Source organism: Streptomyces sp. AC602_WCS936 (assembly GCF_019049125.1).
Classification (GTDB): domain Bacteria; phylum Actinomycetota; class Actinomycetes; order Streptomycetales; family Streptomycetaceae; genus Streptomyces.
The window spans coordinates 1-12,268 of the sequence record NZ_JAGMUF010000047.1 but is presented as its reverse complement, the minus strand read 5'-3'; the positions used below and the strand labels follow the sequence as shown (position 1 = coordinate 12,268).

General features: G+C 71.1%; 9 protein-coding genes and 1 pseudogene. 2 read left to right on the top strand and 8 right to left on the bottom strand.

Translation table 11 applies throughout. The features are described 5' to 3' along the window. The first annotated feature begins 43 nt into the window (after positions 1-43). Positions 44-2,575, top strand: a complete 2,532-nt coding sequence (locus KUM03_RS16595; RefSeq protein ID WP_217249341.1) for an ATP-dependent Clp protease ATP-binding subunit — start codon at positions 44-46, stop codon at positions 2,573-2,575. 6 nt (positions 2,576-2,581) lie between these two features. Here the strand turns inward: KUM03_RS16595 and ggt are convergent, their stop codons facing one another. Continuing rightward, a complete protein-coding gene (gene ggt, locus KUM03_RS16590; RefSeq protein ID WP_217249339.1) occupies positions 2,582-4,390 on the bottom strand; it encodes a gamma-glutamyltransferase in 1,809 nt (602 codons plus the stop codon). 141 nt (positions 4,391-4,531) lie between these two features. Between ggt and KUM03_RS16585 the strand changes: the two genes are divergently transcribed. Further along, entirely contained in the window at positions 4,532-5,299 is a 768-nt protein-coding gene (locus tag KUM03_RS16585) for a hypothetical protein (protein WP_217249337.1), read from the top strand. Between the two features lie 199 nt (positions 5,300-5,498). Here the strand turns inward: KUM03_RS16585 and KUM03_RS16580 are convergent, their stop codons facing one another. From KUM03_RS16580 to KUM03_RS39240, 7 genes and pseudogenes are all read right to left on the bottom strand, one after another. Next, positions 5,499-5,906, bottom strand: a complete 408-nt coding sequence (locus KUM03_RS16580; RefSeq protein ID WP_217249331.1) for a DUF6278 family protein — start codon at positions 5,904-5,906, stop codon at positions 5,499-5,501. A 77-nt stretch (positions 5,907-5,983) separates the two neighbouring features. After that, on the bottom strand, positions 5,984-6,763 hold the full coding sequence (locus KUM03_RS16575; RefSeq protein WP_217249330.1) for an exodeoxyribonuclease III: 780 nt from the start codon (positions 6,761-6,763) through the stop codon (positions 5,984-5,986). A gap of 97 nt (positions 6,764-6,860) precedes the next feature. After that, on the bottom strand, positions 6,861-7,496 hold the full coding sequence (locus KUM03_RS16570; protein ID WP_217249329.1) for an MBL fold metallo-hydrolase: 636 nt from the start codon (positions 7,494-7,496) through the stop codon (positions 6,861-6,863). A gap of 44 nt (positions 7,497-7,540) precedes the next feature. Beyond that, the gene (gene pcaC, locus KUM03_RS16565) at positions 7,541-8,872 is read right to left on the bottom strand and encodes a 4-carboxymuconolactone decarboxylase (protein ID WP_374225330.1); all 1,332 of its coding nucleotides are present in this window, start codon (positions 8,870-8,872) and stop codon (positions 7,541-7,543) included. 20 nt (positions 8,873-8,892) lie between these two features. Further along, positions 8,893-10,014, bottom strand: coding sequence for a tyrosine-type recombinase/integrase (locus KUM03_RS16560; RefSeq protein ID WP_374225328.1), 1,122 nt, complete (start codon positions 10,012-10,014; stop codon positions 8,893-8,895). Between the two features lie 403 nt (positions 10,015-10,417). Continuing rightward, positions 10,418-11,656, bottom strand: a complete 1,239-nt coding sequence (locus tag KUM03_RS16555) for a CdaR family transcriptional regulator (protein ID WP_217249327.1) — start codon at positions 11,654-11,656, stop codon at positions 10,418-10,420. Positions 11,657-12,177: 521 nt separating this feature from the next. Then, positions 12,178-12,268 (bottom strand): annotated as a pseudogene (locus KUM03_RS39240) (IS5/IS1182 family transposase); the annotation flags it as partial.

Genomic DNA, 12,268 nt, shown 5'->3' with positions numbered 1-12,268 from the left:
GGCTCCGGCACGTCGACAGCGATGCAGCGGAGGTCCGTACACGATGACCAGCGGCTACATGGGCCCGGAGGGCGACCCGTTCGCGGAATTCCTGGCACGCTTCTTCGGCGGGCCCAGGCCGAGGCAGATCGACATCGGCCGGCTGCTCAGCCAGCCCGCCCGGGAGCTGGTGCGCGGGGCCGCGCAGTACGCCGCCGAGCACGGCAGCCGGGACCTGGACACCGAGCACCTGCTGCGGGCGGCGCTCTCCACCGAACCGACCCGGGGCCTGCTCAGCCGCGCCGGCGCCGACCCGGACTCGCTGGCGTCGCAGATCGACGAGCGCAGCGGCCCGGTGCAGCACCCGCCGGGCGAGGTGCCGCCGCCCACCTCGCTGTCCCTGACCCCGGCCGTCAAGCGCGCCCTGCTGGACGCGCACGAACTGGCCCGGTCGACCGGCACCGGCTACATCGGCCCGGAGCACGTGCTCAGCGCCCTGGCCGCCAACCCTGACTCGGCCGCCGGGCACATCCTGAACGCGGCCCGGTTCGCACCGTCGTCGGGTCTGCCGACGGAGACGCCGGACGCGGCGAAGGGCCGCACCGAGGGACCGCAGGCCACCAACACGCCGACCCTCGACAAGTACGGCCGCGACCTCACCGAGCTGGCCCAGCAGGGCCGGATCGACCCGGTGATCGGGCGCGAGGACGAGATCGAGCAGACCGTCGAGGTGCTCTCCCGGCGCGGCAAGAACAACCCGGTGCTGATCGGTGACGCGGGCGTCGGCAAGACCGCCGTCGTGGAAGGGCTGGCCCAGCGCATCACCGACGGCGACGTGCCCGACGTACTGATCGGGCGCCGGGTGGTCGCGCTCGACCTGACCGGCGTGGTCGCGGGCACCCGCTACCGGGGTGACTTCGAGGAGCGGATGAACAACATCGTGGGCGAGATCCGCGCCCACTCCGACCAGCTGATCATCTTCATCGACGAGCTGCACACCGTCGTCGGCGCGGGCGGTGGCGGCGAGAGCGGCTCGATGGACGCCGGCAACATCCTCAAGCCGGCCCTGGCCCGCGGCGAACTGCACATCGTGGGCGCCACCACGCTGGAGGAGTACCGCCGGATCGAGAAGGACGCGGCGCTCGCCCGCCGCTTCCAGCCGATCCTGGTCCCGGAGCCCACCACCGCGGACGCGATCGAGATCCTGCGCGGCCTGCGCGACCGCTACGAGGCCCACCACCAGGTCCGCTACACCGACGAGGCGCTGGTGGCGGCCGTGGAGATGTCCGACCGCTACCTCACCGACCGCCGGCTGCCGGACAAGGCCATCGACCTGATCGACCAGGCCGGCGCCCGGGTGCGGCTGCGGGCGCGCACCAAGGGCACGGACGTACGGGCCATGGAGCGCGAGGTCGACCAGCTGGTCCGGGACAAGGACCAGGCGGTCGCGGACGAGCAGTACGAGCAGGCCACGCAGCTGCGCGACCGGATCGTCGAGCTGAAGCAGCGGATCACCGAGGCCGACGGCGGCGGCGAGGCCGACGAGGGCCTGAACCTCGTGGTCGGCACCGAGTCCATCGCCGAGGTGGTGTCCCGGCAGACCGGCATCCCGGTCGCCAGCCTCACCCAGGAGGAGAAGGACCGGCTGCTGGGCCTGGAGTCCCACCTGCACGAGCGGGTGGTCGGCCAGGACGAGGCCGTACGGGTCGTCTCCGACGCCGTGCTCCGCTCCCGCGCCGGCCTCTCCAGCGCCGACCGGCCCATCGGCAGCTTCCTCTTCCTCGGCCCGACCGGCGTCGGCAAGACCGAACTGGCGCGGGCGCTCGCGGAGGCGCTGTTCGGGAGCGAGGACCGGATGGTGCGGCTCGATATGAGCGAGTACCAGGAGCGGCACACGGTCAGCCGTCTGGTCGGCGCCCCGCCCGGCTACGTCGGGCACGAGGAGGCCGGCCAGCTCACCGAGGTGGTGCGCCGGCACCCGTACTCGCTGCTCCTGCTGGACGAGGTGGAGAAGGCGCACCCGGACGTCTTCAACATCCTGCTCCAGGTGCTGGACGACGGGCGGCTGACCGACTCGCAGGGCCGCACGGTGGACTTCAGCAACACGGTCGTCGTGATGACCAGCAACCTGGGCTCCGACGTGATCACCCGGCGCGGAGCGGGCATCGGCTTCGGCTCCGGCGGCTCGGAGGCGGACGAGGAGGCCAGGCGCGAGCAGGTGCTGCGCCCGCTGCGTGAGCACTTCCGCCCCGAGTTCCTCAACCGCATCGACGAGATCGTCGTCTTCCGCCAGCTCAGCGGCGAACAGCTGCGGCAGATCACCAGCCTGCTGCTGGAAGAGACCCGGCGCATGGTGCACGCGCAGGGCGTCACGGCCGACTTCACGGACGCGGCCGTGGACTGGATCGCCGAGCGCGGCTACCAGCCCGAGTACGGCGCCCGTCCGCTGCGCCGCACCATCCAGCGCGAGGTCGACAACGAGCTGTCCCGGCTGCTCCTCGACGGCCGCATCGCGGAGGGCGGCCGGGTGACGGTCGACGTCGAGGACGGGCGGCTGGCGTTCCGGACGCCGCAGCAGCCCGTCCCCGAGCTGTGAGACCCGCTACCGCTGCCCCGTGGGCCACACCACCATCGCCGAGCCGCCGCCGCGTCGTTCCTTCTCGGCGGCGGCCAGCCACTTGCCGTTCGGCAGCCGCTGCACTCCGGTCGCCGCGCCGATCTCGGGGTTGCGTTTGAAGGAGTGCCCGATGGCCTCCAGTTCCTCGCGCAGGCCGCTGTCGTAGAGCCCGGGTTCGAGGTCCGTCTGCGCGGCGTTGCGCTGGCTGGCGCGCGGGGCGGCGATCGCGTCGACGAGCGGGAGGCCGCGGTCGATGACGCCGGTGAGGGTCTGGAGCACGGTGGTGATGATGGTGGCGCCGCCGGGCGAACCGACGGCCACGACCGGCTTGTGGTGCTGGTCCAGCACGATCGTCGGCGCGATGGAGGAGCGCGGGCGCTTGCCGGGGCCGGGCAGGTTCGGGTCGTGGACGGCCGGGTTGGCGGGGGCGAAGGAGAAGTCGGTCAGCTCGTTGTTGAGCAGGAAGCCGCGGCCTGGCACGGTGATGCCGCTGCCGCCGGTCTGCTCGATGGTGAGCGTGTAGGCGACGACGTTGCCCCACTTGTCGGCCACGGTCAGGTGCGTGGTGCTCTCGCCCTCGTACGTCGTCGGCGCCGCCGTGCCGCCGTCCGCGCAGGGGGCGGGGTCGCGGGGGTCGCCGGGTGCGAGGGGGCTGGTGAGGACCGCGTCGTCCTTGATCAGGCACGCGCGGGAGTCGGCGTACCGCTGCGACAGCAGCTCCTTCGCCGGTACGTCCTCGAAGGCCGGGTCGCCGACCCAGCGGCCGCGGTCGGCGAAGGCGATGCGGCTGGCCTCGATGAAGCGGTGCAGGTAGCGGGCCTTGCTCGCCTTGGAAAGGTCGGTGCGCTCCAGGATGTTGAGGGCCTCGCCGACCGTGGTGCCGCCGGAGGAGGACGGTGCGATGGAGTAGACGTTCAGGCCGCGGTACGAGGTGCGCGTGGGCGCCTGGAGCTTGGTCTCGTAGGCCGCGAGGTCCTTGGCGGTGAGGTCGCCGGGGCGGGCGTTCCAGCCGGATTCCGGGTCGACGGGCGGCTCGTTGACGGTCTCGACGATGTCCTCGCCGAGTTCGCCGTGGTAGATCGCGTCGACGCCTTCGCGGCCGAGTTCCCGGTAGGTGCGCGCGAGGTCCGGGTTCTTGAACGTGGAGCCGACTACGGGGAGTTCGCCGCCGGGGAGGAAAAGCTCGGCGGTGTCCGGGAAGTAGCGGAACCGCTGCTCGTTGGCGGCGGTCTGGGAGCGGAAGGTCTCGTCGACGGTGAAGCCGTGCCGGGCCAGGCGCTCGGCGGGCCTGAGCACCGAGGACAGCTTCCGGCTGCCCCACTTGTCCAGGGCGGTCTGCCAAGTGGCGGGCGTGCCCGGGGTGCCGACGGCGAGGCCGCTGCTGGCGGCGTCGGCGAAGGGGATGGGCTCGCCGTTCTCCGTGAAGAGGTCCTCGCCGGCGCTCAGCGGCGCGGTCTCGCGGCCGTCGATCGTGCGTACGGTACGGGACTTGGCGTCGTAGTAGACGAAGTAGCCGCCCCCGCCGATGCCGGCGGAGTAGGGCTCGGTGACGCCGAGGGCGGCCGCGGTGGCCACGGCCGCGTCGACGGCGTTGCCGCCCTTGCGCAGCACCTCGATGCCGGCGGCGGACGCGTCCGGGTCGACGCTGGCGACCGCGCCGCCGTACCCGACGGCGACCGGGGACTTGGGCACGGCGGGTCTGCTCTGCGCGGCGGGTGGCGCCGCCGCCCCCACCGACACCACGGCGGCCGAGACCGCCAGGACCGTCAGATTCCGTGCGACAGGGCGACGCATCCGCACCTCCAGGGAAGGGCCGTTCGGGCAGCTTAGTTGATCGTCATGGTCGCGTCAGGAATGCGTGGAGAACGCGTACGACACGGTCCCGACACGACCCGTCGAACACCGGTACGCCGACGCCCGCTAGCATGCGCGCCCATGACTGACGACGTACGCAACATCGTCCTGGGCGTGGTCGCGGCGGGCACCAGTGCCGCGCTGGGCTGGCTGGCCCGCACCTACCTGTGGAAGCGCAGACTCCGCCGCAAGCAGGCGTTCTTCGGGCTGCCGGACAGCTCCGAGTCGCTGCTCGTCGTCAACCGGGACCCGGCCGCCTCCGAACCGGCGGTCCACCGCTTCGACGTCTTCGCGCTGCTGGAGCTGGCCGCCCTGATCAAGGACTGCGGCGCGCATCTGCAGGTGGTGACCCAGGACATGGTCCACCAGGGCTTCGGCGAGCGGACGGAGTTCTGCGTGGGCGGGCCCGGGTCGAACCGCCGGATGGTGGCCCACATGGCGGCCATGCTGCCCGGTGTGCGGGTCAACGTCGATCCCGAACCCGGTCCGGACCGCGGCGCCTTCCAGATCGGCGCCGAGCGCTACCGCATGGACGCGGGCATCACCGAGTACGTCCTGCTGGCCCGGCTGACGGCCGGGGACCGGCGCGAGGCGCGGCCCGCGTTCCTGTTCTGCGGGCAGCGCGCCATCACCAACCAGGCCGCCACCCGCTATCTCGCCCGTCACCACGAGAAGCTGGCGCGCAAGCACGGCACCAACTCCTTCGTGCTGCTGCTGAAGGTGGTCAACTCTCAGGCGTACGGCCCGGACGTCGTCGAACTCGTCGGAGACGTGACCCGGGCGGCGACGAGCCCCCTGCCGGCGCCGGCACAGACGCAGGCGACCCGCAACTCCCACCGGGCTTCCTGAACCCGGTGTGCAGCTGACCTTCTCCTCGGCCGCGGACACGCCGTCGTGGTGTCCGTTGCGCGCGAGCAGTGATCTCCGGCTGCACCTTGTGAGTGCCCCTGTGCGTTCGTGTGTGACCCGACGACCGCAACGTACCGGGACGAAAGGCACCTTTGCTGACGACACGCACCTTCCGGGCAATAGCCCTATTTACGGCAGTTCACGCTTCCGCGACTTCGCCGTACAGCTGCGAGAGTTCGGGAGCGCCGTCCGCCGCCCAGGCGTGGCCGGAGGCCACCACGTCGAACTCCCGGCCGGAGGCCAGCCGGACGACGGGCTGCCCGTCGGACCGGATGGACCAGGCGGCGCCCGGCACGGTGCGCACGATCACGGTGCCGAGGTACAGACCGGCGTCGTTGCCGAGCCAGTCCAGGATCTCGGCGTCGCCGCGCCACCGGGGCAGCATCTGGTCGAGACGCTCCAAGGAAAGCTCGGAGTCGTCGAGTCGGACACCCTCCCGCAGCGCCTGCGAGCGCAGCAGGTCGCAGTCGGCGAGCAGGTCGCCGATTCCCTCGGCGTCGTGAGCCCGTGGATCTTCGCGCCGTCTGCCGAGGAAGGGGATGTTCATACCTCCAGATTGTCATTCGTGCCCCGGTGCGCACCACAGGGCGCGCGGAAACGCCGGGCGGCGGGCAGGGCGGGTGGCTACACCTCCAGGTCCACCACGACCGGTGCGTGGTCCGAGGCGCCCTTGCCCTTGCGCTCCTCGCGGTCGACGTAGGAGTCGGTGACGGCCTTGGCGAAGGGCTCGTTGCCGTAGACCAGGTCGATGCGCATGCCGCGGTTCTTGGGGAAGCAGAGCTGGCGGTAGTCCCAGTAGGTGAAGGGGTGGTCGTACTTCAGCGGGCGCGGCACCACGTCGGACAGGCCGGCACCGCGCAACGAGGCGAGGGCGGCGCGCTCGGCGGGGGTGACATGGGTGGAGCCCTCGAAGGCGGCGCGGTCGTGGACGTCGTCGTCCGTCGGCGCGACGTTGTAGTCCCCCATCACCGCGAACGGGCGGCCGCCGGCCGCGTCGCCCTCGACGGCGGCGCGCAGCGCCTCGAACCACTGGAGCTTGTAGGCGTAGTGCGCGTGCTCCACCTCGCGGCCGTTGGGCACGTACACCGACCAGACGCGGACCGGGCCGCAGGTGGCGGAGATCGCGCGGGGCTCCTGGACGCCTTCGTAGCCGGGGTCGCCGGGCAGGCCCTTGACGACGTCCTCGAGGCCGACGCGGGAGAGCACCGCCACCCCGTTCCACCGGCCGGTGGCGTGGACGGCCGCCTCGTAGCCCTTCTCGCGCAGCTCGTCGAAGGGGAACTGCTCCTCGGCGACCTTGGCCTCCTGGAGGCACAGCACGTCGGTGCCGCTGCTCTCCAGCCAGGCGAGCAGCCTCGGGAGGCGGGCGGTGATCGAGTTCACGTTCCAGGTCGCGATGCGCATGTCCCACAACCTACCGGGCGGGACTGACAACGCGGCCCCGGTCCCGGGCCGGCCCGGACGTCGGTGTTCTCACACCCGCGGTTCTCACCCGCGCGCCTCAGACCCGCGCGGAGTCCCCCGGGGTCAGCCGCAGGTGCTCGGCCCCGCCCAGCTCGCCGATCTGGCGGTCGTAGACCGGGCGGGCCAGGTCGGTGAGGAGCGCGTCGTGGATGTCGTAGGCGCGCTGCGGCTTCACCTCGCGGACGTAGTCGATGACTTCGGAGATCTTGTTCCACGGCGCCATGACGGGGAGCATCAGCGTCTCGACCGGGTGGTCGGGGACGGTGAGGGCGTCGCCGGGGTGGAAGACCTTGCCGCCGTCGACGAGGAACCCGATGTTGGTGACGCGCGGGATGTCCGGGTGGATCACCGCGTGCAGTTCGCCGTGCACCCGCACGTCGAAGCCGGCGGCGGTGAAGGTGTCGCCGTGGCCGACGGTGTGCACGCGGCCGGGGAAGGCCGCGGAGATCTTCTCGGCGACCGACTTCAGCGTCCAGATCCCGGCTGCCGGGTTGTTCTCCATCGCGGCGCGCAGCCGCAGCTCGTCGAAGTGGTCGGGGTGCTCGTGGGTGACGAGGATCGCGTCCGCGCCGAGGGCCGCGTCCTCCTCGCTGAATCCACCGGGGTCCAGGACGAGCGTCTGCCCGTCCTTCTCGAGGCGGACGCAGGCGTGCGACTTCTTGGTGAGCTTCATGACTCCATCCTGCCGCCGCACGCCGTCCCCCGGCTCGCCGGGACTCACTCGGGCGGCGTGGTCTCCTCCCGGATGACCTGCTGCGCCACCCGGAAGGCGCCGTTCGCGGCCGGTACGCCACAGTAGACGGCCGCCTGGAGCAGGACTTCCTTGATCTCGGCCGGAGTGAGGCCGTTGCGCAGGGCGGCCCGGATGTGGTGCGGCAATTCCTCGAGGTGACCGCCGGCGATCAGGGCGGTGAGGGTGACGCAGCTGCGGGTGCGCCGGTCCAGGCCCGGACGGTCCCAGACCTCGCCCCAGGCGTACCGGGTGAGGAACTCCTGGAAGTCTCCCGAGAACTCGTCCGCCTCCGCCAGGGCCTGGTCGACGTGCGCGTCGCCGAGCACTTCGCGGCGCACCTTGAGTCCGGCGTCGTACGGATCGGGCCGACCCTGCGCCGGTACCGCGGGGGCCGGGGCGATCTCGGCGATGGGCGCGGCCTGCGGCGGGGGCGGCGCCATGGCCGGCTGGACGGGGGCGGCGGAGGCCACGGGGGCGGGCGGCACGGCCACGGGGGCGGCGGGAACGGCCGGGTGGGCGGCCGGGACGGCGACCTGGCCGGTGGAGGCGTCGTGGGCGCTCTGCCAGGCCGTGGAGAAGTGCCGCACCAGCAGGTCGGTGACGGCTCCGGGCTGCTCGACCGGGACCAGGTGGGAGGCGCCCGGGACGACGGCGAGGCGGGCGTCCGGGATGCCGGCGACCAGCGTCCGGGCCTCGGCGGGGCCGGTGACCTGGTCGTCGGAGCCGACGAGGACCAGGGCGGGCACACCGACCTGCCCGAGCTCGCCGCGCACGTCGAAGGCGGCGAGCGCCTCGCAGGCGGCGATGTAGCAGCCGGGGTCGGTGGTCCGCACCATCTGCACGGCCCACTCGGTGATCGCGGGCTGGGCGGCGGCGAAGCCTCCGGTGAACCACCTCTCCGGCGAGCTGCGGGCGATGGGGTCGAGCCCGTTCGTACGGACGATCACGCCGCGCTGGCGGAACTCGTCGGCGGTGCCGAAGCGGGGCGAGGCGGCGATCAGCGCGAGGGAGGCGAGGCGCTCGGGGTGGCGCAGGGCCAGCTCGATACCGACGGCGCCGCCGAACGCGCAGCCCGCGTACCCGAAGCGCTGCACGCCGAGCCCGTCGAGGGTGGCCAGCAGGCGCGAGGTGAGGTCGGCGACGGAACCCGCCGGGTGAGCGGGGGCGCCGCCGTGCCCGGGCAGGTCGAAACGGAAGACCCGCCACTGCTGCGCCAGCTCGGGCACCTGCCGGTCCCACATGTGCCATGTAGCACCGAGGGACGGCCCCATGACCAGTACCGGGGCCTGTTCCGGCCCGTCAAAGCGGTATTGCATGCTGTCGACGTTCTTCTCACTCACCCGTTCACGCTCCCACATCTCACATTCTCTTCGTGAACGGGGGCGGAGCCACTCGCCAGACCTCCCCACGTGTCCGCCGCCGGCCGCAGGTCCTCCACATCCGGCTTCACGTACCAGCGCTTCGTGGTCCGGGCGTCGGCGTGGCCGGCCCACCGGGCGAGGAGATGGTCCGGGACCCCGTGGTTCGCCAGGTACGTCAGGCAGCTCGCACGGGCGTCGTACAGACGGACCCGACGCAGCCCGCTGCGGTCCATGACCTTGTAGGCCCGCTCACGCAGCTGACGTCCGTTGAGCGCCCTGCCCCCAGCGTCCACGAGAACGTAGCCGCTGTCTTGGTACCCCTGCCCCGCCGCCGTCTTCTCGTCTGCCTGAGCATCCCGGAACGCGGTCAAGGCAGCCACAACCGGAGCCGGCAGAGGAAGCTGCCGCTCACCGGCAAGCGACTTGGCGTCCTTCTCCACCACGATGTCGTTCCCCATGACCGTCCGGGTGTTGGTGATGGACACCGTGGCTTCGTCCAGGTCGACGTCCGCCCAGCGCATGCCACAGATCTCCGCCGGCCGAAGACCCATCAGAGCCAGGAGGAAGGGTGCCTGCAGACGGTCACCTGCGATCGCACGAACGAAGGCGCGTACTTCCGTGACGCTCCACGGCAGCACTGCCGCCCTGGCCCTGCGTTCTGCCTTGCGTGCCTTACGGGGAACGGTCACCTCACGTGCGACGTTCACCTCGACCAGGCCCCGTGTCACCGCCCGGTCTAGCGCTTCTTTCAACCGGGCCAGCGACATCTCGACCGAGGTCGCCCCCAGGCCGGTGCCCGGCCTCCCTCCCCGCCCACGCCCGTCCTGGAGCGCCCATCGCATCCATGCCGCCACATGTTCCTCGGTGAGGTCCGGAAGACGGATGTGCCCGAGCCTTCCGCGGACCCGGGCCAGGGTCATGGTGTAGCTGTAGGCAGTGCTCTCTTCCAGATCCTCCGCCTTCATGGACAGCCACTGATCGAGCCACTCGTCCACCGTGACCTGACTGAGCGGTGCGCGCGCTGCCTCGTAGCGACGATGCACGATGCTCGCGTACTCCGCCTTCGCCTCCCTCAGCGTCCCGAACGTACGGGTCACCTGCTTACGCTTCCCCGTGACCGGATCGGGGCCCGCATCGACCACGAACCGGTACCGAACCTTCCCCTTGGCATTGGGGGCGAGCTTCTTGATCGGATAAGACAGGACTACTCGCTTTCCTCCAGTCCGGGCGCTTCTCCCGAACTGAGAAGTCGATGGGGCGTCCACGCCCAGAGATTGACAAACCACTCCAAGGGTTGCCGTGATCGCCGGTTTGGCCAACCGGCGATCACGGTCTATGTTCCGCTCGGTTGTGTCCTGCGGCATGGTGTACGTGTTCGACCTGATCCGGAGCTGTATCCGCCAGCGGTCCAGCGTGAGGTGCGCCCTGAGACCGATGCTGCGGACGCCGACGCACACGCCGGGGTCCTGCCCTGGAATCGCCGAGCGCCGCGCCCGGAGCTCAGCTTGGATTGGTCGCCACGATGTCAGGCACGATGTCCAACACCAGGAGCGCCGCCGCCACATGGGTCGGGTTGTCCTCCACCTTGACGGCCGAGAGTTCGTTGGCGCGCGAGACGCGCCGCTCGACGGTGTTTCGGTGGGCGTAGAGGTGGGCGGCCGCCCGGGTGGCGTTGAATCCGCACTGCACGTAGGTGAGGAGCGCCTCCCGCAGTGCCGTGTCAGCCTCGGCCAACGACCCCAACGTGTTGACGACGAACCGACGTGCGCCGGCACGGTCCTTCGTGAGCGCGTCGATCAGCTCGACGTCGGCGTACGCCGTGAATCGCCGGTCGGACCCGAGCCGGATGACCAGCGCCTGTGCCGCGAGGGCGTCCTGGTGGCTGGTCCTGAACCCTTGGAGCCCATGCCCCGGCCTTCCCACCGCCACGCGGACCCCGTCAGCAGTCGCCATGACCTGCTCCACGTGGTGAAGGTCCGGGACGGCACCCGCCCCCGAGAGCCAGATCCACCGCGACGTCGCACTGGCGCGTGCCACCAGAGCGGTTCGGCCGGTGGCTGCGGAGCGCACGGCCAGCGTCGCCTCGTCCAGAGCATCGACCTGCTGAGGATCATCGATCCACAACACAAGACCCGTGTGCCACCGTGCCATCCGGTAACGCAGGCGCCCCTCGGCGAGATCCTCCGCCATCGGCGCCCCGCTGGCGATCAGCTGGATCAGTGCGATCCCCTCGGCATCCGCGTTGCCCACCGCAGCGTTCAGGCCGACTTGGCGCAGGGCTGCGACCGAGTCGAGGGCGTACTGCACCATCGACTGCGCCGTGACGTCCAGGACCCCCACGAGAAGGTCGGGGTCGGCGCAGCGCGCCACGCATTCCTCCAGCCACCGCCGCCAGCCGATCCCCAGCGCCACACGCCACGCGCCGGCGAAGTCGGGCGCAATGCCCCGGGAGACGAGATCGTTGATGTACGCCATGGCTCTCGGGCCGACGTAGGGCTCCACCCGCCGCCCCGGTTGCTGGACATTCGCGGTCAGCCATTGGACGAGATCGGAGCGGTTGAGTTCCCAATCCTCCTCGACCAGCGAGGCATCGGCGAGGAGGGCGGGATCGTTCTGGGCCACGAGAGAGGGCCTTGCAAAGGTGTCGACCAGGGCGTCCGTTTCCGTCAGCAGGCGCTGGCACAGTGACCTGATCGCGTCAGCGACCTCGCGGGAGGGCGCCGGCCACAGCTCGTCCATGTCTCAGTGTCCCCCTGAATTCGAGGTGCCGACGCCCCCGACATGCCGTGTCACCGGCAGAGGAGTAGCCGGCCGCCGGCATCGGGTCGCCCCCAACGTGCGGCAGTGGCTGCCCGAGACTGCCGTGCACTCGGCAGGCCGGAGAAGCTGAATGCTCATCGTCCGCTCTTTCGCTCGTCAGCGGTCGGCATCGACCTGGCTCATGACATGCTTGCGCGCGTGCTCATCGAGGCCGTGCCCCGATTCAGACGCACCCGCTCCGCTTGGCACATCCCGCCACGGTGATGTGAACCCCGACTTCGCCCGTCCGCGGATCCGTGAGGTCGACATCCGCCGCCTCGACAGGCGTGGCCGGGTCTCCGGAGAACAACCGCGCACATGGGCTCCAAGAACTGTGGACGTGTTTAGCGTTACTAAACGACGGCAGGTCTATCAGGTCGTCGATGGCGCTGCAAGGGACTCTGCGCCGTTGTCCGGGCAGGGGCACACCAGCTGCCCGTGACGCGCATGCCTTAGAGGTCCTAACAAAGGCGTTGGACGTGGCGGTGGGTGATCAGGCAGATGGCGAGGCTGAGGAAGGCTTCGTGGATGTCGTCGCGTCGTTCCCAGCGG